This is a genomic window from Silvania sp. (assembly GCF_051656365.1).
GTDB lineage: Bacteria > Pseudomonadota > Gammaproteobacteria > Enterobacterales > Enterobacteriaceae > Enterobacter > Enterobacter hatchlandensis.
In genome coordinates, this window is the sequence record NZ_JBOGBT010000093.1 from 31,586 (window position 1) to 51,358 (window position 19,773).

A 19,773-nucleotide genomic window follows, 5' to 3' on the forward strand; every position below is an offset into this window, starting at 1 on the left:
AAAATTCGGCGAAATGGACGGGTTCATAGTCAGTTAAACGATTACCTCAATATGTTGTGTGACGAGACGATTTACATCACAAGCGGTGCGGTTGATACCACACGCCAGCACTCGGGCATCGGATAGCGGAAAGAGCAAAAAAAATGGCGCCCCTTGAGGCGCCATTTATCTGATTGAAAAACAACAAGAATTAGCGGTTAGTGACCGGAGATTTCATGTAGCGGAAGAAATCGCTATCCGGGCTTAATACCATCACGTCCTGATTGCTCTGGAAGCTGTTTTCGTACGCACGCAGGCTACGGATAAAGGCATAGAAATCAGGATCCTGGCTGAATGCATCGGCAAACAGTTTCGCGGCTTCTGCATCGCCTTCACCGCGCATAATGCGGCCCTGACGTTCAGATTCCGCCAGTGTCTTGGTGACTTCATAGTCCGCCGTTGCGCGCAGTTTCTCCGCTTCTTCCTGACCTTGTGAACGATGACGACGGGCTACCGCTTCACGCTCAGCGCGCATACGGTTGTAGATCGCTTCGGACACTTCGGTCGGCAGGTTGATCTGCTTAATACGCACGTCAACCACTTCGATACCTAAGGCCGCCATACTGTTCGGGTTGATCACCGGCACTTTACCGTTGGTCTCAGCCTGAACGCGCTCAGCCGCTTTGGCAATCGCATCGTCAGCTGCTGGCGTAGTCACTTCATCTTCGGTACCTGCAGAACCGGAGTTCAGGGCATCGCGGACTTCCAGGGTCAGACGACCGCGGGAATCTGTCACGATGTCTTTCACATCCAGACGGCCGATTTCAGAACGCAGACGGTCAGAGAACTTACGTTTCAGCAGCACTTCAGCCTGGGAGACGTCACCGCCGCCGGTCGCCAGATAGTAACGGCTGAAATCGCTGATACGCCATTTGATGTAGGAATCGACGATCAGGTCTTTTTTCTCTTTGGTCACAAAGCGATCGGCCTGGTTATCCATGGTCTGGATACGGGCATCGAGCGTTTTAACCGATTCGATCATTGGGATCTTGAAGTGCAGACCCGGTTCGTAAACCAGCGGTTTGTTTTCGCTGTCACGCAGAACTTTACCAAAACGCAGGGTAATGCCGCGCTCGCCCTCTTTAACAACAAAAATAGAGGTAAAGAGCACGACCAGCACGATGATGATAATCGCTATAACTGACTTACGCATCGTTATTCCCCCTGACGCTGGTTGTCGTTACGCTGCGCGTTGGCGCGGCGTTGGTCCATGATGTCACCATCGTTCGAAGAAGAGGTGTTGCTGGCGTTGGATTTCCCGGTCGACGCTGGCGGCAGGCGCAACAGATTGTTCGCTCCGCTGTTATCGCCCTTGGCACCGGCCGCATTTCCGCCTTTCAGCATCTGATCCAGCGGCAGAACCATCAGGTTGCCATTTTTGCTGTCGTTGACCAGCACCTTACGAGTGTGGCTCAGCACTTTCTCCATGGTCTCGATATACAGACGCTCACGGGTAATTTCCGGTGCGGCTTTATATTCCGGCAGCAGTCGCGCAAAACGCGCCACTTCACCCTGAGCTTCCAGGACAGTCTGGGTCTTATAGGCGCGCGCTTCTTCAAGAATACGCTGTGCCTGACCGTTCGCACGCGGCTGAACTTCGTTGATGTACGCTTCCGCTTCACGGATGTACTGCTGTTCGTTTTCACGTGCAGCAATCGCATCGTCAAACGCGGCTTTCACCTCTTCCGGCGGACGTGCAGCCTGGAAGTTGACGTCCAGCAGGGTGATCCCCATGTTGTACGGACGAATGGTCTCTTCCAGCTCACGCTGGGTATCGCTACGAATAACGGTACGACCTTCGGTCAGAATACGGTCCATGGTGTATTTGCCGATCACGCCACGCAGGGCGCTGTCTGTCGCCTGGCGCAGACTGTCATCTGCGCTGGTCACGCTAAACAGATAGTGCTGCGGATCGGTAACACGATACTGCACGTTCATCTCAACGCGAACGACGTTCTCATCGGACGTCAGCATTACGCCGGACGCTGCCAGCTCGCGCACCGATTCAACGTTAACGGCCTGCACGTTATCAACGAAGGTCGGCTTCCAGTTCAGACCCGGCTCAACCAGATGGCTGAATTTGCCAAAACGGGTCACAACACCGCGTTCGGCTTCTTTGATGGTGTAGAACCCGCTTGCAGCCCAGATGATCACCGCTGCGGCGGCCACAATGCCCACCACGCGACCACCGATATGAGGACGCGGCCCCTGGCCAGAACCGCCACCAGTACCTTTACCACCGCCAAGTCCGCCCAGCTTTTTACTTAGCTTGCGGAAGATATCATCCAGATCGGGTGGCCCCTGCTCGCGACCACCTTTGTTGCCATTTCCCCCGGAGTTGCCGCCTTGATTATTGCTGCTCCCCCACGGGTCGCGGTCTTGTCCGTTATTACCGGGCTGATTCCACGCCATGTATGTGCTCCATATTTGTTATGCGGTGATATACCGTCCTTCGCCAGGCATGCCGGAGCATCCACAGCGCATTCAGGTATCCCAAAGGGCAAAAACCTTCAGGCTATCCTTTCCGGTCAGACGACGTAGTCGACCAGCGCAGGTTCTTGTTTACAGAGGCGACGCCAGTCAACGATTGGCATACGTACTTGCAACCCCACGCTGCCGTCATCCTCCATCCACTCTTTTTCTATCGCCTGAAGCTGATAAAAACGGCTGCGCAGTCGGCCTTCCTGAGGCGGTAGACGCAGCGTATGCTGTGCCACTTCACCAGAAAGTCGTTCTGTTAAAGCCTGGAAAAGCAGTGGTACACCGACACCGGTCTGGGCAGAAAGCCAGACCCGAATCGGTATGTTCTCTTCATCCCTGTCGATACGCGGCTCAAAGTCATCTAGCATATCGATCTTGTTCATCACCAGCAGCGTTGGGATTTCGTGCGCATCTATCTCTTCCAGCACGATATTCACTGCGTCAATATTTTCTTGCACGCGTACATCGGCGGCATCAATGATGTGTAACAGCAACGTCGCCTGACGCGTTTCCTGCAAGGTGGCTTTAAAGGCAGCCACCAGATCGTGCGGCAGATGACGGATAAAACCTACGGTATCCGCCAGCACAGTTTCACCTACGTCCGTCACGTTAATGCGGCGCAGCGTCGGGTCCAGGGTCGCAAACAGCTGGTCTGCGGCATACACCTGGGCCTCGGTTATCAGGTTAAACAGGGTGGATTTACCGGCGTTGGTATAACCGACCAGCGACACCGTTGGGATGTCCGCTTTCTGTCGGGAACGACGTCCCTGCTCACGTTGTTTCTCAACTCTTTCGAGCCGTGAGAGGATCTGGGTTATACGCCCACGCAGTAAGCGACGGTCAGTTTCGAGCTGGGTTTCACCCGGGCCACGCAAACCAATCCCGCCTTTCTGTCTTTCAAGGTGAGTCCAGCCGCGTACCAGACGCGTCGCCAGGTGGCGCAACTGCGCCAGCTCAACCTGCAGTTTCCCCTCGTGGGTACGGGCACGTTGAGCAAAAATATCTAATATCAAACCCGTGCGATCGATGACACGACATTCGCACAGCGCTTCCAGGTTACGTTCCTGAGCAGGAGAGAGCGCATGATCAAACAGCACGACGGACGCACCGGTTGCTTTTACGGCCTCCGCAATTTCAACTGCTTTACCTTCACCAACAAAATACTTCGGGTGCGGTGCTTTACGGCTACCAGTAATCACCTGCAATGCTTCGACGCCAGCGGAAGAGACCAGAGCTTCAAACTCCTGGAGGTCTTCCATATCTTTGTCTTGCATAAAATAGATGTGTACCAGCACCGCGTGTTCACCGGCATCATAGCGGTCAAACAAGCGTATAATCCTCAAAATAAATCAGCGGGGAACGCTGGAAACCAGGCTCCCCGTGTGGATAAACAGCCCGTAACCTTATTCGGTTTCTTCGCTGTCCTGCGCAGGAGCAGAAGAGCCCTGCGCGTTGCTGCCATGATGATAGTTACTACCGGTGCCGCCGCCAGCGTTATTGCTGTGATGGGAGACTGGGCGAGACGGAACAACAGTAGAAATTGCGTGCTTGTAGACCATCTGGCTGACCGTGTTTTTCAACAGGATCACGAACTGATCGAAAGACTCAATCTGACCTTGCAGCTTAATACCATTCACCAAATAAATAGAAACTGGAACACGTTCACGACGCAGTGCGTTCAAGAACGGATCTTGTAAAGATTGCCCCTTAGCCATTCTATCTTTTCCTTATATGCTTGTTTTGTACTTAGAACCTTGCGATTCTGAAAAATTGCGCACGATACGGCTTAATTGTACACATTCAGTCTGCGATATCACCAACAACCTGTAATACATCATGTAACGCCTGCTGCGGCTTTTCACTGTCTAACCAGTGAATACCGTCCCAACCGCGCAACCAGGTTATCTGGCGCTTCGCCAACTGTCTCGTGGCGCAAATACCTCGATAAACCATTTCATCATGTGAAATCTCGCCTTCAATGTATGACCACATCTGGCGATAACCCACACAACGAATGGAAGGCATATCCGTATGCAAATCTCCACGGGCAAAAAGCGCCCGCACTTCTGCTTCAAAACCTGAAGCCAACATCTGATGAAAACGCTGCTCAATTCGCTGATGGAGCAGTTCACGGCTCGCCGGGGCGATGGCGAACTGATGCACCTGATACGGCAGAGCCTCTCCTGACGTTTGGGTCAGTTCCGTTAAAGTTTTACCCGAAATGAAAAAAACTTCCAGTGCCCGGGAAAGCCTTTGCGGATCATTTGGATGAATCCGGGCTGCTGCAACCGGGTCGACGTCGGCCAGTTGCTGATGCAGCGCCCCCCATCCCTGCTCTACCGCCTGTTGCTCAATCTTAGCTCTTACCGCCGGATCCGCCGAGGGCAACGGCGACAACCCTTCCAGTAAGGCCTTGAAATAGAGCATTGTTCCACCCACTAACAGGGGAATGCGCCCTGCTGCGGTGATCTCTGCCATCTGCGCCAGCGCATCGCGGCGAAAATCTGCCGCCGACCAGGCCTGCGCTGGGTCAAGAATATCCAATAATCGGTGCGGAGCCGCGCGTAACTCGTCTGCGTTAGGCTTTGCCGTACCAATATCCATCCCCTGATAAATAAGGGCGGAATCAACGCTAATCAACTCTACTGGCAAAACTTTACGTAGCTCAATGGCTAACGCGGTCTTGCCCGAGGCCGTTGGCCCCATCAAAAAAATCGCCTTTGGCAGGCTAGTATTGCTTATGTCACTCATTTTTCAGGGCGTTCTTAGCCGTTTGTAAATCGACAAGTTGTAATAAACCACCCGGCGGCGCTTTCACCAGCTGCGGACAAAGGCGTTCAACCTCTGCCAGCACGGTGATGGCCTGCGCCATGCTCCACACAGGGTGATCGCTGGCCAGATGGCGGGCGATCCACTGCGCGGTATTGGCGGCATCAAACGTCGTTTGCTGCGCCAGGTAGCCTATCAGTTCAGGAATCAAGTTTTGTAAATTTTGTTGGCGTAAGGGTAAAGGCACCGCACGAAGCGTGACGTGCTGGGCCTCAACCACAACTTCAATGCCCATTTCAGCGAGCGAAGCTTGATTACGCTGTAAAACCTGGGTTTCTTCCGGCGTAATTTTTATCCGCACCGGGATCAGCAGCGGCTGCGCACAGGCCTGATGGCTGCCGGGCGTCAGGAGCGCCTGCTTTAACCAGCGTTCGGCCACCGGCAGAGACAGCAAGGTCAGTTGGCCGTCGCGCTCCAGCAGCGCGGCGTCCGGGGCCACGATCGTCAACACCCGACCAAAACTCTGGCTGTGTCCGGCCAGCGTTTCCGTGGCCGGGGTGACATCGTCCGCACGCTGCTCGGTTGTTGGGGTATCCAACAGTTTGCGATACACCGCCCCCTGCTGCTTTTGATAGCCTGGCTGCGCATGCGGATAGTTAGCGCCCGTAGGTCGGGGTGTACTGCCACCGCTCGCGTAGCGCGGGGCAGAAGGTTCACGCGCAACAGCCGGTTCAGCAAACTGGTTGCGCCCGGCCGCTACGCGATTTTCCGGAATGGGACGCGCAGTGCTGATCTCTTCGTTCAACGGTAGTGCGGGGTCGTCCTGCTGTTGCAGTACGCTCAGCACGCCCTGGTAGATAAAGTCATGCACCAGCCGCGACTGATGAAAACGGACTTCATGCTTGGCCGGATGCACATTGACATCTACCTGATGCGGGTCGATCTCCAGATAGAGCACAAAGGCGGGCTGCTGCCCGACACCCAGCTTATCTTCACAGGCCTGACGTATCGCATGGTTGATGAGGCGGTCGCGCATCATGCGCCCGTTGACGTAGCAGTACTGGATCTCAGCAAAGGCAGCACTGCTGACTTTTGGATCGGCAACCCAGCCGCGCAGGGCCAAATCGCCATGCTGCCACTCAATCGCCAGCGCCTGCTCAAGAAAAGGGGTACCGCAGATGGCACCCAGTCGACGCTCTTTCTGCCCATCCTGGGCCACAGCGCGGTACTGACGCATCACCTTGCCGTTATGGCTCAGGTTGATGGTGACATCGAAGCGCGCCAGCGCGATGCGGCGAATAATCTCATCGATATGGCCGAATTCGGTTTTTTCAGTACGCATAAACTTGCGTCGGGCGGGCGTGTTGTAGAACAGATCCAGCACTTCCAGCGTGGTGCCGACCGGATGCGCGGCGGGTTTGACCGTTACGTCCATGTCCCGACCTTCGGCGTAAGCCTGCCACGCTTCCGGCTGTTCAGCCGTGCGGGAGGTGAGCGTTAAGCGGGAGACGGAGCTGATACTGGCCAGCGCTTCGCCGCGAAAACCGAGGCTGATGATGGCTTCCAGATCGTCAAGGGAGGCAATTTTACTGGTGGCATGACGTGCCAGCGCCAGCGCCAGTTCGTCTTTTTTGATGCCACAGCCGTTGTCGCGAATACGGATAAGCTTCGCACCGCCGCGCTCAATATCAATCTCGATCCGGGTAGCACCCGCATCGAGACTGTTTTCCACCAGCTCTTTCACCACCGACGCAGGACGTTCTACCACCTCGCCGGCGGCGATTTGGTTCGCAAGCTGCGGCGGCAGAACCTGAATCGGCATGTGATCTCCTTAATTGGTCGAGGTTGACTCGCCCGGTAACACTGCGCTGGCGGTCTGCCCCGCGCCACCCTGCGGTGCCGACTGGAGCGGATGGGCATCAAAATACTGACGCAGCCCCTTGTAAATTGCTTCGGCAATCCGCTGCTGATAGCTGTCGCTGCTAAGCAGCCGCTCTTCACCGTTGTTACTGATAAAGCCCGTTTCCACCAGAATGGACGGGATATCCGGCGAGCGCAGCACGCCCAGGCTGGCATGTTCCGGGCGACGCTTGTGCAGGGAACCCACGCTTTGCAGCTGATTCAATACGTTAGTCGCCACATCATACCCGACGCGCTGAGAATGGCCGAACTGTAAATCCAGTACCGCCTGGCTCAGGTAGGGGTCGGACTGGCTGTTCGCCAGCACATCACCCGCTCCGCCCAGCAGTTCGGACTGCTTCTCGTGCTGTTCCAGCCAGCTGGCCATTTCGCTGTTGGCGCGACGGTTAGAGAGCACCCAGACGGATGCGCCAGTCGCATCGCGATTCGGCGCGGCATCGGCATGTACAGAGACCAGGAAATTGGCATTCTGTTGGCGCGCCACGTCAGAGCGGCCCATCACCGACAGGAAATAGTCACCGTCGCGGGTCAGGACACCTTTAAACATCGGATCGTCATTCAGCAACGTTCGCAGCTTACGGGCAATCGCGATGGTCACGTTTTTCTCACGCGTGCCACCAGGGCCGATCGCACCGGGATCGTCGCCGCCATGTCCGGCGTCGATGGCAATAATCACTTTCTCGCCGTTCACCGCACGCGCCTGCGCCGCCGGACGCGTCACCGTGTTGCTGCTGGTGACGCTGGTAATGCGATCGCTCCCGGATTTAAACGGGTTACGCGCGGGCTCGCTCGGACGCGGCGTCATAACCGGTGCCTCTACCCGCTTCGCCACTACCGGTGGTGGAGGTGGCGGCGGTGGGGCATCGGCGTTAATGGTAAAAATCACCATGTAATTCGCGCCATTTTGTTGCTTCACCGCCCGGGTTTTGCCGTTCTGCGTCAGGTCAACCACCAGACGCAGGGACTGATCGTCTTTTGCCGTGCCGGAACGAATGCTGCGCACCAGGTTATTGCCGCTGAACTGGAGCGGCAGACCCTTGATGACGCCCGTCTGTTTGATATCCAGCGCCACGCTGCGCTTATCGTCCTGTGAAAACGCGTATTCCGGATCGCCCATAAAGCTAAAGGTGATGCGGGCCTGATTGTCCCCGTTGGAGACCTGGATATCGGACAAACTTGCCGCGCCGACCTGCGAACAAAACAGCACCGTTGCAGCTATCAACCAACTTTTAACGCGATTAATCATCCCGTCGTCTCTTAGCTTAACCGGCTAAACGCGCCAGTATGGAATGTCCTGATGAGGAGACAGCAGTGACGCGGGCCTCACGCCCTTGCGCCTGATACTCCAGATGAATTTCAACATCCGGTTCAGGCAGTACGCCTGTCCCCTGTTGCGGCCACTCAACCAGGCAAATGGCATCGTTGGCAAAATAATCGCGGATCCCCATAAACTCCAGCTCCTCAGGATCCGCCAGGCGGTAGAGATCGAAGTGGTACACCATCAGGTTATCCAGGGTATAGGGCTCAACCAGCGTATAGGTTGGGCTTTTCACATTTCCCTGATGACCCAGCGCCTGCAGGAAGCCCCGGCTAAAGGTGGTTTTACCCGCGCCAAGATCGCCATACAGATAGATGACGGTCGCGCCCTCGCAGGCTTGCGCCATGCGCTGGCCGAGATCTAACGTTGCCTGTTCGTCGGGTAGAGGAATCACTCGATTAATCATTTTTTAGGTCAATTACGTCCGGGTTAACGACACGCCGCAGCGTGTCAAAAAGATCGGTTGCCAGCATCCCGCGCGTACCGTAGCGGGAAGCCAGGTGGTCGGCTGCTGCGCCGTGCGCCACGCAGCCTGCGCAGGCGGCATCATAAAGGGCCAACTTCTGGCTGAGCAACGCGCCGATAATACCGGAAAGCACATCGCCCATTCCGCCGCTCGCCATGCCAGCATTGCCCGCATCCACGATGCCAAGCCAGCCGGTTTCACTGGCGACGACAGTGCCTGCCCCTTTCAAAACCGCAACACCACCGTAACGTTTTACCAGACGCTGAGCAGAATGTAAGCGATCGCTCTCAATTTCTGCAACGCTGCAGTTAAGCAGCCGCGCGGCCTCGCCGGGGTGCGGCGTCAGGATGCGATTGTGACGTTTATCCGGATTGATTGCCAGAAGGTTCAGCGCGTCGGCATCCCACAGCATCGGTTTGCGGAACTGTTCGACCTTCTGCAAGGCTTGCTTGCCCCACGGCGTCTGACCCAGACCCGGTCCAATCACCACCACATCCGCCCATTCCAGACTGTCGTCCAGCGCCTGCGGCGTGAGCGCGTGCACCATCAGTTCAGGTCTGGCGGTGACGATCGGCGTAATATTTTCGCTGCGCGTCAGAATCCGCACCAGCCCCGCTCCCGCCCGCAGCGCCGCTTCGCCGGTCATGCGGATGGCGCCTGCAGTACCGTGGTCGCCGCCGATAATCACCAGCCTGCCGTGATCGCCCTTATGCGAAGTCGGGCGGCGAGGGGGAAACCACTCCGGTAGCTGCGATGCATCAAATCGCGTTATCGCCGTTGTCTGTCCGGCCAGCCAGCCTTCCAGCCCCAGCGCGTTATGGTGCAACCTGCCAACCACATCGCGCGCTTTACCCGTCAGTAGACCGGGTTTTAGCCCGATAAAGGTCACCGTATGGTCAGCGTGAATCACCGCCCCAGGGGCCGTACCCGTCTGGGCCATCAGCCCCGACGGAATATCCAGCGCCAAAACCGGCGCCGGATGATGGTTGGCGTGCGTAATGAGGTTGCTGACCCTCTCGCGCGGGGCGCTATGCAGCCCGGTGCCGAGCAGGCCGTCGACAATCAGGTCTACCCCTTCGGGCCAGGGGATATCGGCGGCATGAAGGGTCCCTGCTGCCTCCAGCCAGGCGTCTCGTGCCCTGGCGGCCTCTTCGGGCAGGGGCTTGTCGCTCTCGAGCGCCAGCAACGTCACGTGGATCCCTGCTGCGACTGCCCGTCTGGCGACGACATAACCATCCCCGCCATTGTTGCCGTGCCCGCAGAGGATCAACCAGTGGTGAGCCTGCGGATAAGCCGCGCGGGCCACCGAGAATGCCGCATCGCCGGCACGCAGCATCAGTTCGTAAAGGGTGAGCCCGAGACTATCCGCCGCCTCTTTTTCCGCGCGCCGCAGCGCCTCCGCAGGCCAGATGGAATGTGGTATACTTGCAGGGTTTTTCTTCACAGTATGGTCCGTCATGTCACAGCCCCTCGATCTCAATCAGTTAGCGCAAAACATTAAACAATGGGGCGCCGAGCTAGGCTTTCAGCACGTGGGTATTACCGATACCGATCTCTCTGCCAGCGAGCCGAAACTGCAGGCCTGGCTGGATAATCAATATCACGGCGAAATGGAGTGGATGGCACGGCACGGCATGATGCGCGCCCGTCCGCATGAGCTGCTGCCGGGTACCTTACGCGTCATCAGCGTGCGCATGAACTATCTCCCCGCCGGTGCGGCATTTGCCAGTACGCTGAAAAACCCGTCTCTGGGCTACGTCAGCCGCTACGCGCTGGGCCGTGATTATCACAAACTACTGCGTAACCGACTCAAAAAGCTGGGGGAGATGATTCAGCAGCATTGCACCACGCTGAATTTTAGACCCTTTGTCGATTCCGCGCCTGTTCTTGAGCGCCCGCTGGCGGCAAAAGCGGGGCTTGGTTGGACGGGTAAGCACTCACTTATCCTCAGCCGCGACGCAGGCTCGTTCTTTTTCCTCGGTGAACTGCTGATTGATATCCCGCTGCCGGTGGATGGCCCGGTTGAAGATGGCTGCGGACGCTGCGTGGCGTGTATGACTATCTGCCCCACCGGGGCGATTGTCGAACCGTACACCGTCGATGCCCGCCGCTGTATTTCGTATCTCACCATCGAACTTGAAGGGGCAATCCCGGAAGAGTTCCGCCCGCTGATAGGCAACCGCATTTACGGCTGTGATGATTGCCAGCTGATTTGCCCGTGGAACCGCTACTCGCAGCTCACGGAAGAGGATGACTTCAGCCCGCGTAAGGCGTTGCATGCCCCACCGCTTACCGAACTGTTTGCCTGGAGCGAAGCCTGGTTCCTTAAAGTGACCGAGGGATCGGCGATTCGCCGCATCGGACATCTGCGCTGGCTGCGTAATATTGCCGTCGCGCTGGGAAATGCCCCCTGGGATGAAGCCCATTTGCAGGCACTGGAAAGTCGCCGAGGTGAGCACCCACTTCTTGATGAACACATAGAATGGGCGATTGCGCAGCAGATTGAGAAGCGAAACGCCTGCGCGGTGGACGTGCAATTACCCCAGAAAAACAGGCTGGTACGCGTCATTGAAAAAGGCCTTCCCCGAGACGCATGATATTTCCACAGGCTGTGAATAAAATTACAGAGGCAGGAAGCATCAAGCCTGGCGGGGAGGTCAAGTGATCAACTTAACAGTTTTAAATCAAATTTAATTCATTAATTTCAAATGGTTACGCAGATACTATTCATCATGCGAAGTTTTGAGAGAGAGCAAGGGCAGGCGCATACCTGTGGATAAGTCTGTTAAGAAGAGTTTGTCAGAAATGAAATAATTCGTCCCCAGCGAGGCTTTCCGCTGTGGATATCTGTTTGGGGGAGAAAAAATTTGGAGCGGGAAACGAGACTCGAACTCGCGACCCCGACCTTGGCAAGGTCGTGCTCTACCAACTGAGCTATTCCCGCTTAATCTTCGTCTTTCAAGCTGCCACTGCGTTGACTGCCTTCACTCACCTTAGTCACTTACTTAAGCAAGTTCCCAAGGATTCGTTCAGTTGCCGCCTTGTTGCAACTTGAAATCCTGCGATTTTGGTGGTGCGTATCTTGCGATACCTTTCAAATTTTGGAGCGGGAAACGAGACTCGAACTCGCGACCCCGACCTTGGCAAGGTCGTGCTCTACCAACTGAGCTATTCCCGCTTGGGTGGTCTTACTGCTTAGCATATTCAAATTTGGAGCGGGAAACGAGACTCGAACTCGCGACCCCGACCTTGGCAAGGTCGTGCTCTACCAACTGAGCTATTCCCGCAAAAATCTGTGCTGTCGTAACGTGTAATTCTCTGTCGTTACGGGAGGCGCATTATACGAGAAATTCGACCTGCTGCAACCCCCCCGAAAGCGATTTTTTAGAAATTTAATTCAATCGCTTGAATATTGATCACATTGCGCACTTTTACGCCTATTCCACTCGTATACCCCGGCAGGCAGCGTGCTGCCGGGCACTTTTCTTATAACTTAATAAAGTGTTCACGGTAGTAAGCCAGCTCCGCCACCGATTCACGGATATCATCCATGGCCTGGTGGGTGCCTTGCTTTTTAAGCCCGTCCAGCATCTCTGGTTTCCAGCGGCGTGCCAGCTCTTTCAGGGTGCTCACGTCGAGATAACGATAGTGGAAGTATGACTCCAGCTCCGGCATGTACTTAAACAGGAAGCGACGATCCTGGCCGATGCTGTTACCACAAATCGGCGATTTGCCCTGCGGTACCCACTGCTTGAGGAATTCCAGCGTGGCAAGCTCGGCTTCACGATCGCCCTGGGTGCTGGCTTTGACGCGTTCCACCAGCCCGCTGCCGGTATGGGTACGCACGTTCCATTCATCCATCAGCCCCAGCTGCGCGTCAGACTGATGAACGGCAATCGTCGGCCCTTCCGCCAGGATATTCAGGTTCGCATCGGTCACCAGCGTGGCGATCTCAATAATGCGATCGCGCTCGGGATCCAGTCCGGTCATCTCCAGATCGATCCAAATCAGGTTGTTTTCATCTGCGCTCATGTTATTTTCCACCCTTCTCGCTTAACCGGCCGTGGCAGGTTAACTAGTATTAATTAGTGTGTATCATAGAGGTTTTGCCCGATATGGGCGACCAGGAGCCAGCACGATTGAGTAAAAATAAACTCTCCAAAGGTCAACAGCGCCGTGTGAGTGCCAACCACGAGCGCCGTCTTAAAACCGCTGCGGATAAGCCTGACTACGACGACAATCTGTTTGGCGAAGCCACTGAGGGCGTAGTGATTAGCCGCTTTGGTATGCATGCCGATGTAGAAACCGCCAGTGGCGAGATTCACCGCTGCAATATCCGTCGCACCATACGCTCGCTGGTCACCGGTGACCGCGTGGTCTGGCGTCCCGGTAAAGCCGCAGCAGAAGGCGTCAAGGTTAAAGGCATCGTTGAGGCCGTGCATGAGCGCACGTCGGTCCTGACGCGTCCTGACTTCTACGACGGTGTAAAACCGATTGCCGCCAATATCGATCAGATCGTGATTGTGTCTGCAATCCTCCCCGAACTGTCGCTGAATATTATCGACCGTTATCTCATCGCGTGCGAAACCCTTGAGGTTGAACCGCTGATTGTTCTGAATAAAATCGATCTGCTTGACGACGACAGCATGGCCTTCGTGAATGAGCAGATGGATATCTACCGCAAGATTGGTTATCGCGTGTTGATGGTGTCCAGCCATAAGAAAGATGGTCTGCAGCCGCTTGAAGAAGCGCTCACCGACCGCATCAGCATTTTTGCCGGACAGTCAGGCGTCGGTAAATCCAGTTTGCTGAACAACCTTCTTGGTTTGCAAAAAGAGATCCTCACCAATGAGGTCTCTGATAACTCGGGTCTTGGCCAGCACACCACTACCGCTTCACGTCTGTATCACTTCCCGCACGGCGGCGATGTGATCGACTCCCCTGGCGTACGTGAATTTGGCCTCTGGCATCTCGAACCGGAACAAATCTTTAACGGCTTTGTCGAATTCCATGACTATTTAGGCGCGTGCAAATATCGTGACTGTAAACACGATAACGACCCTGGCTGTGCCATTCGCGCAGCGGTAGAAAACGGTGAAATCGCTGAAACCCGTTTTTATAACTATCACCGCATTCTCGAAAGCATGGACCAGGTAAAGACGCGTAAAAACTTTTCTGATTCTGACAACTGACAACTAAGCTAAGCGTCGCTAAAATCGTCCCCTTTTTTCAGGTTCCGGCGGCTCACAGCCGGATCAGGAACGACAAAACAATGGCCTGGAGGCTACCTTGTTAAACTCATTTAAACTTTCGCTTCAATACATTCTGCCAAAACTGTGGCTCACTCGCCTGGCGGGCTGGGGCGCGAGCAAACGAGCGGGCTGGCTGACCAAGCTGGTTATCGACCTGTTCGTGAAGTACTACAAGGTCGACATGAAAGAAGCGCAGAAGCCGGACACCGCCAGCTACCGCACTTTCAATGATTTCTTTGTCCGTCCACTGCGCGATGAAGTGCGGCCGCTGGATACCGACCCGAACGTGCTGGTTATGCCTGCCGATGGCGTTATCAGCCAGTTGGGTAAAATCGAAGGCGATAAGATTTTGCAGGCCAAAGGCCATAACTACAGCCTGGAAGCCCTGCTGGCAGGTAACTACCTGATGGCGGACCTGTTCCGCAACGGCTCTTTTGCCACCACCTACCTGTCACCGCGCGACTACCACCGCGTACATATGCCGTGCAACGGTATTCTGCGCGAAATGATCTACGTGCCGGGCGATCTGTTCTCAGTAAACCACCTGACCGCGCAGAACGTTCCTAACCTGTTCGCCCGTAACGAGCGCGTGATCTGCCTGTTTGATACCGAGTTTGGCCCGATGGCACAGATTCTGGTTGGTGCTACGATTGTGGGCAGCATTGAGACCGTCTGGGCGGGCACCATTACCCCGCCGCGTGAAGGCGTGATCAAACGCTGGACCTGGCCTGCTGGCGAGAGCGAAGGTTCTATCGCTCTGCTGAAAGGTCAGGAAATGGGCCGTTTCAAGCTGGGCTCGACCGTTATCAACCTGTTTGCACCAAATTCAGTGAAGCTGGTTGAGCAACTCGAAAGCCTGTCGGTGACCAAACTTGGCCAACCGCTGGCGGTGTCGACGGAGCCGTTTGTGACCGTGGATGCAGAGCCTGCCCCGCTGCCGGCAGAAGAGATCGCCGCAGAACTCGACGCCAGTCCGCTGGTTGACGACAAAAAAGACCAAGGCTAACCAAAAGGTATACTGACGTGCGCCTGATTATCACTTTACTGATGGCCTGGTGCCTCAGTATGGGGGCGTACGCAGCGACCGCCCCCAATGCAAAACAAATCTCGCAAGAACTGGAGCAGGCAAAGGCGGCAAAACCCGCCCAGCCCGAAACCGTAGAGGTGCTCCAGGCTGCGTTGAACGCCCTTGAGGAGCGTAAAGGCTCCCTCGAACGTGCGACACAGTATCAGCAGGTTATCGATAACTTCCCCAAACTCTCGCAAACCCTCCGCGCGCAGCTCAACGATCTGCGCGAAGAGCCGCGTCAGGTGCCTGTCGGCATGACCTCTGACACGCTTAACCAGGAGATCCTGCAGGTCAGCAGCCAACTGCTGGAAAAAACCCGCCAGGCCCAGCAGGAGCAGGAGCGCGCCCGTGAAATAGCCGACTCGCTGAACCAGCTTCCGCAACAGCAAACCGATGCCCGTCGTCAGCTGAATGACGTTGAGCGACGCGCCGGGGCACAAACCGGCAATACCCCGCTCAACCAGGCGCAAAATCTTGGTTTGCAGGCTGAATCGGCCAGGCTGAAAGCACTGGTCGATGAGCTGGAACTGGCGCAGCTCTCTGCCAACAACCGCCAGGAGCTGGCGCGTATGCGCTCTGAACTGGCGAAGAAACAGGGCGAACAGCTGGATGCGTATCTGCAGGCCCTGCGCAATCAGCTTAACAGCCAGCGCCAGCGTGAAGCCGAGAAAGCGCTGGAAAGCACCGAGCTGTTGGCTGAAAACAGCGAGAACCTGCCTTCCGGCATCGTCGATCAGTTCAAGATCAACCGTGAACTCTCTGCCGCGCTTAACCAGCAGGCACAGCGCATGGATCTGGTGGCCTCGCAGCAGCGTCAGGCCACCAATCAAACCCTGCAGGTAAGACAGGCGCTGAATACGCTGCGCGAGCAGTCGCAGTGGCTGGGATCGTCCAACCTGCTTGGCGAGGCCCTGCGCGCCCAGGTGGCACGCCTGCCCGAGATGCCAAAACCGCAGCAGCTCGATACCGAAATGGCGCAGCTGCGCGTGCAGCGTCTGCGCTTTGAAGATCTGCTGAACAAGCAGCCGCAGCTGCGTCAGATCCACCAGTTGGACGGCAAAGCGCTCACTGCCGAGCAAAACCGGATTCTGGAAGCTCAGTTGCGCACCCAGCGTGAACTGCTCAATTCGCTGTTGCAGGGTGGCGATACCCTGCTGCTGGAACTGACCAAACTGAAAGTCTCCAACAGCCAGCTGGAAGATGCGTTAAAAGAGGTCAATGAAGCGACTCACCGCTATCTGTTCTGGACCTCAGACGTGCGCCCGGTCTCGATTTCCTGGCCGATTGATATTGTGCAGGATCTGCGCCGGTTGATTTCACTGGATACCTTCAGCCAGTTAGGCAAAGCCAGCGTGATGATGCTCACCAACAAAGAGACCATCTTCCCGCTGCTGGGGGCACTGATCCTGGTCGGGTTTAGCATCTACTCGCGCAGGCATTTCACCCGCTTCCTCGACCGCTCCAGCGCCCGCGTGGGTAAAGTGACCCAGGACCATTTCTGGCTCACGCTGCGCACGGTCTTCTGGTCAATTCTGGTTGCCTCCCCACTACCGGTGCTGTGGATGACGCTTGGCTATGGCCTGCGCGAAGCCTGGCCTTATCCGCTGGCGGTCGCTATTGGCGCAGGAGTGACGGCCACCGTGCCGCTGCTGTGGGTGGTAATGATCTGTGCAACCTTCGCCCGTCCGAACGGCCTGTTTGTTGCCCACTTCGGCTGGCCGCGTAACCGCGTGGCGCGGGCCATGCGCTATTACCTGATGAGCATCGGGCTTATCGTGCCGCTGATCATGGCGCTGATCATGTTTGATAACCTGAACGATCGGGAGTTTTCCGGATCGCTCGGCCGCCTGTGCTTTATGTTGATTTGCGGCGCGCTGGCAGTGGTGACCCTGAGCCTGAAGAAAGCCGGGATCCCGCTGTATCTCGATAAAGAGGGCAGCGGCGATAACATGGCCAACCGCATGCTGTGGAATTTACTGCTGAGCGCTCCGCTGGCGGGGATTCTGGCGGCCGCCGTTGGGTATCTGGCTACCGCTCAGGCGCTGCTGGCGCGTCTCGAAACCTCGGTAGCGATCTGGTTCCTGCTGCTGGTGGTGTACCACGTGATTCGGCGCTGGATGCTGATTCAGCGTCGTCGTCTGGCCTTCGACAGGGCGAAAAACCGCCGGGCAGAAATCCTCGCTCAGCGTGCGCGCGGTGAGGAAGAACCGCCGCATTCGCTCAGCACGGAAGGCACGGTGGATGTCGATGATACCGAGCTGGATCTGGATGCCATCAGTACCCAGTCCCTGCGCCTGGTCCGCTCTATTCTCATGCTGATCGCCCTGCTGTCGGTGATTGTGCTGTGGTCTGAAATTCACTCCGCGTTTGGCTTCCTGGAAAATATCACCCTCTGGGACGTGACCTCGACGGTACAGGGCGTAGAGAGCCTGGAGCCGATCACGCTCGGGGCGGTGCTGATTGCGATTCTGGTCTTTATCATCACCACGCAGCTGATCCGCAACTTCCCGGCGCTGCTGGAGCTGGCCGTGTTGCAGCATCTGGATTTAACACCGGGTACCGGGTACGCCATTACCACTATCACCAAATACCTGCTGCTGCTGCTTGGCGGGCTGGTGGGCTTCTCGATGATCGGAATTGAGTGGTCGAAATTGCAGTGGCTGGTTGCCGCTCTCGGTGTCGGCCTTGGGTTTGGTTTGCAGGAGATCTTCGCCAACTTTATCTCCGGCCTGATCATCCTGTTTGAAAAGCCGATTCGTATTGGCGATACCGTGACAATTCGCGATCTGACCGGAAGCATCACCAAAATCAATACCCGAGCCACTACCATCAGCGACTGGGACCGCAAAGAGATCATCGTCCCCAACAAGGCTTTTATCACCGAGCAGTTTATAAACTGGTCGCTGTCGGATTCCGTCACGCGTGTGGTACTAACCGTGCCTGCGCCGTCTGATGCCAACAGCGAAGAGGTGACGCAGATCCTTTATACAGCGGCCGAGCGCTGCTCGCTGGTGATCAACACCCCAGAGCCGGAAGTGTTCCTGGTGGATCTCCAGCAGGGGATCCAGATTTTCGAGCTGCGTATTTATGCGGCCGAAATGGGCCATCGCATGCCGCTGCGCCACGAAATCCACCAGCTGATCCTGGCGGGCTTCCGTGAACACGGTATCGATCTGCCATTCCCACCGTTCCAGATGCGTCTGGAAACACTGGATGGGCGTAAGACGGGAAGAACCTTAACGTCAGGGGCGAAGAAGCGCCCGGCGGGAAGTTTGTAAGTCGGCTTGTTCCCGGCGGCGCTGCGCTTGCACGGGCCTACGTTTTTGTAGGCCGGGTAAGCGCCGCGCCACCCGGCAAATTATCAGGCGCGATCGACAGTAAACGCAATCACGTCGCCCAGCTGCTCAGCGCCCAGCGCCAGCATCACCAGACGATCAACCCCCAGCGCCACGCCGGAGCAATCGGGCAGACCGGCTTTTAACGCTCCCAGCAGATTGTGATCAACGGGCTGCTGCGGCAGGCCGCGGGCAGCACGCTTGCGGTTATCCTGCTCAAAACGCTGCTGCTGTTCACGGGCATCGGTCAACTCGTGGAAACCATTTGCCAGCTCAATACCTTTAAAATAAACCTCGAAGCGTTCCGCCACACGGTGATCTTCCGTGCTGATCTGCGCCAGTGACGCCTGGCTTGCCGGGAAGTGGTACACAAAGGTCGGACGGTCTTTGCCAATGTGCGGCTCGACGCCCATCGCAAAGAGCAGCTGCAGCAAGGTGTCACGGTCTTCTTCGGTATCGGCAATATTGCTGAGATCCAGCTTTGCCGCCGCTTCGCGCAGCTGAGTTTTGTCCGCCGAGAGCGGATCAATGTCCAGATGACGCTGGAAAACCTGCTGGTACGAGAGCGTTTCAGCTCCCGGGCACTCGAGTACCTGCTGCAGCAGATCGTCCACCTCATTCATCAGGCGGTACATATCATAGTGCGGGCGGTACCACTCCAGCATGGTGAATTCCGGATTGTGGTGGCGACCCATCTCTTCATTACGGAAGCTACGACACAGCTGGTAAACCGGCCCACAGCCCGCGGCCAACAGGCGCTTCATGTGGTATTCCGGGCTGGTCATCAGGTAGAGATTCATCCCCTGGGAGTGACCAGGGCCGACAAAACGGGTTTCAAACGGGAACAGATGAATATCCGTTACCGTCGCCTGACTCATGCAGGGCGTTTCCACCTCCAGCACACCGCGATCGGCAAAAAAGCGGCGAATTTCCGCCATAATTGCTGCGCGTTTTAACAGATTGGGGATGGATGCGCTCGGCTGCCAGGTGGCCGTTTCGCTCATGTGAATTTCTCCGATTTCAGACAAGGGGACGAAGTCTACGCGTAACCCCGGACAGAGACAAATTTTGCGCAGGTAATTTTGTGGCTTTTATAACCTCTAATAATTTCACGAGGCAATTCA

Annotated in this window: 15 protein-coding genes and 3 tRNA genes; 4 read left to right on the plus strand and 14 right to left on the minus strand. The window is 56.3% G+C overall.

Going from position 1 to position 19,773, the window contains the following annotated elements:
• Positions 1-190: 190 nt before the first annotated feature.
• From hflC to nnr, 9 genes are all read right to left on the minus strand, one after another.
• Positions 191-1,192: a protease modulator HflC gene (gene hflC / locus ACRDD5_RS17770; RefSeq protein WP_438677536.1), complete on the minus strand. Its 1,002-nt coding sequence runs from the start codon at positions 1,190-1,192 to the stop codon at positions 191-193.
• Between the two features lie 2 nt (positions 1,193-1,194).
• Complete coding sequence (gene hflK, locus ACRDD5_RS17775) at positions 1,195-2,451, minus strand: FtsH protease activity modulator HflK (protein WP_271283306.1); 1,257 nt, start codon at positions 2,449-2,451, stop codon at positions 1,195-1,197.
• 116 nt (positions 2,452-2,567) lie between these two features.
• Complete coding sequence (gene hflX, locus ACRDD5_RS17780; protein WP_438677537.1) at positions 2,568-3,848, minus strand: ribosome rescue GTPase HflX; 1,281 nt, start codon at positions 3,846-3,848, stop codon at positions 2,568-2,570.
• Between the two features lie 75 nt (positions 3,849-3,923).
• Positions 3,924-4,235, minus strand: coding sequence for an RNA chaperone Hfq (hfq, locus tag ACRDD5_RS17785; RefSeq protein ID WP_006810391.1), 312 nt, complete (start codon positions 4,233-4,235; stop codon positions 3,924-3,926).
• An 85-nt stretch (positions 4,236-4,320) separates the two neighbouring features.
• Positions 4,321-5,271: a tRNA (adenosine(37)-N6)-dimethylallyltransferase MiaA gene (gene miaA / locus ACRDD5_RS17790; RefSeq protein ID WP_438677538.1), complete on the minus strand. Its 951-nt coding sequence runs from the start codon at positions 5,269-5,271 to the stop codon at positions 4,321-4,323.
• Positions 5,264-7,111, minus strand: coding sequence for a DNA mismatch repair endonuclease MutL (mutL, locus tag ACRDD5_RS17795; protein ID WP_438677539.1), 1,848 nt, complete (start codon positions 7,109-7,111; stop codon positions 5,264-5,266). The genes miaA and mutL overlap by 8 nt, the downstream gene beginning before the upstream one ends.
• A 9-nt stretch (positions 7,112-7,120) precedes the next feature.
• On the minus strand, positions 7,121-8,455 hold the full coding sequence (gene amiB / locus ACRDD5_RS17800; RefSeq protein ID WP_438677540.1) for an N-acetylmuramoyl-L-alanine amidase AmiB: 1,335 nt from the start codon (positions 8,453-8,455) through the stop codon (positions 7,121-7,123).
• A 16-nt stretch (positions 8,456-8,471) separates the two neighbouring features.
• Positions 8,472-8,933, minus strand: coding sequence for a tRNA (adenosine(37)-N6)-threonylcarbamoyltransferase complex ATPase subunit type 1 TsaE (gene tsaE, locus ACRDD5_RS17805; protein ID WP_271267888.1), 462 nt, complete (start codon positions 8,931-8,933; stop codon positions 8,472-8,474).
• Positions 8,926-10,452: a bifunctional ADP-dependent NAD(P)H-hydrate dehydratase/NAD(P)H-hydrate epimerase gene (gene nnr / locus ACRDD5_RS17810; RefSeq protein ID WP_438677541.1), complete on the minus strand. Its 1,527-nt coding sequence runs from the start codon at positions 10,450-10,452 to the stop codon at positions 8,926-8,928. The genes tsaE and nnr overlap by 8 nt, the downstream gene beginning before the upstream one ends.
• On the opposite strand from nnr, the gene queG reads away from it, so the two are divergent.
• A complete protein-coding gene (gene queG / locus ACRDD5_RS17815; protein ID WP_438677542.1) occupies positions 10,451-11,590 on the plus strand; it encodes a tRNA epoxyqueuosine(34) reductase QueG in 1,140 nt (379 codons plus the stop codon). The two genes, nnr and queG, sit on opposite strands and share 2 nt — an antisense overlap.
• 271 nt (positions 11,591-11,861) lie before the next feature.
• Here the strand turns inward: queG and ACRDD5_RS17820 are convergent.
• The 4 genes from ACRDD5_RS17820 to orn all read right to left on the minus strand — a co-directional run bounded on the left by ACRDD5_RS17820 (position 11,862) and on the right by orn (position 13,025).
• A tRNA-Gly gene (locus ACRDD5_RS17820) sits at positions 11,862-11,937 on the minus strand.
• 158 nt (positions 11,938-12,095) lie between these two features.
• A tRNA-Gly gene (locus ACRDD5_RS17825) sits at positions 12,096-12,171 on the minus strand.
• Positions 12,172-12,204: 33 nt separating this feature from the next.
• A tRNA-Gly gene (locus ACRDD5_RS17830) sits at positions 12,205-12,280 on the minus strand.
• Positions 12,281-12,479: 199 nt separating this feature from the next.
• Positions 12,480-13,025, minus strand: coding sequence for an oligoribonuclease (gene orn / locus ACRDD5_RS17835; RefSeq protein WP_271283313.1), 546 nt, complete (start codon positions 13,023-13,025; stop codon positions 12,480-12,482).
• Positions 13,026-13,132: 107 nt separating this feature from the next.
• Here orn and rsgA point away from each other — a divergent pair, with 107 nt between their 5' ends.
• The 3 genes from rsgA (at position 13,133) to mscM (ending at position 18,592) form a co-directional block, all read left to right on the plus strand.
• Positions 13,133-14,185, plus strand: a complete 1,053-nt coding sequence (rsgA, locus tag ACRDD5_RS17840) for a small ribosomal subunit biogenesis GTPase RsgA (protein WP_271283314.1) — start codon at positions 13,133-13,135, stop codon at positions 14,183-14,185.
• A 97-nt stretch (positions 14,186-14,282) separates the two neighbouring features.
• Entirely contained in the window at positions 14,283-15,251 is a 969-nt protein-coding gene (gene asd, locus ACRDD5_RS17845; RefSeq protein WP_271283315.1) for an archaetidylserine decarboxylase, read from the plus strand.
• A 17-nt stretch (positions 15,252-15,268) separates the two neighbouring features.
• Positions 15,269-18,592: a miniconductance mechanosensitive channel MscM gene (gene mscM, locus ACRDD5_RS17850; RefSeq protein ID WP_438677543.1), complete on the plus strand. Its 3,324-nt coding sequence runs from the start codon at positions 15,269-15,271 to the stop codon at positions 18,590-18,592.
• Between the two features lie 83 nt (positions 18,593-18,675).
• Here the strand turns inward: mscM and epmA are convergent, their stop codons facing one another.
• Positions 18,676-19,653, minus strand: a complete 978-nt coding sequence (epmA, locus tag ACRDD5_RS17855; RefSeq protein ID WP_271283317.1) for an elongation factor P--(R)-beta-lysine ligase — start codon at positions 19,651-19,653, stop codon at positions 18,676-18,678.
• Between the last annotated feature and the right edge of the window lie 120 nt (positions 19,654-19,773).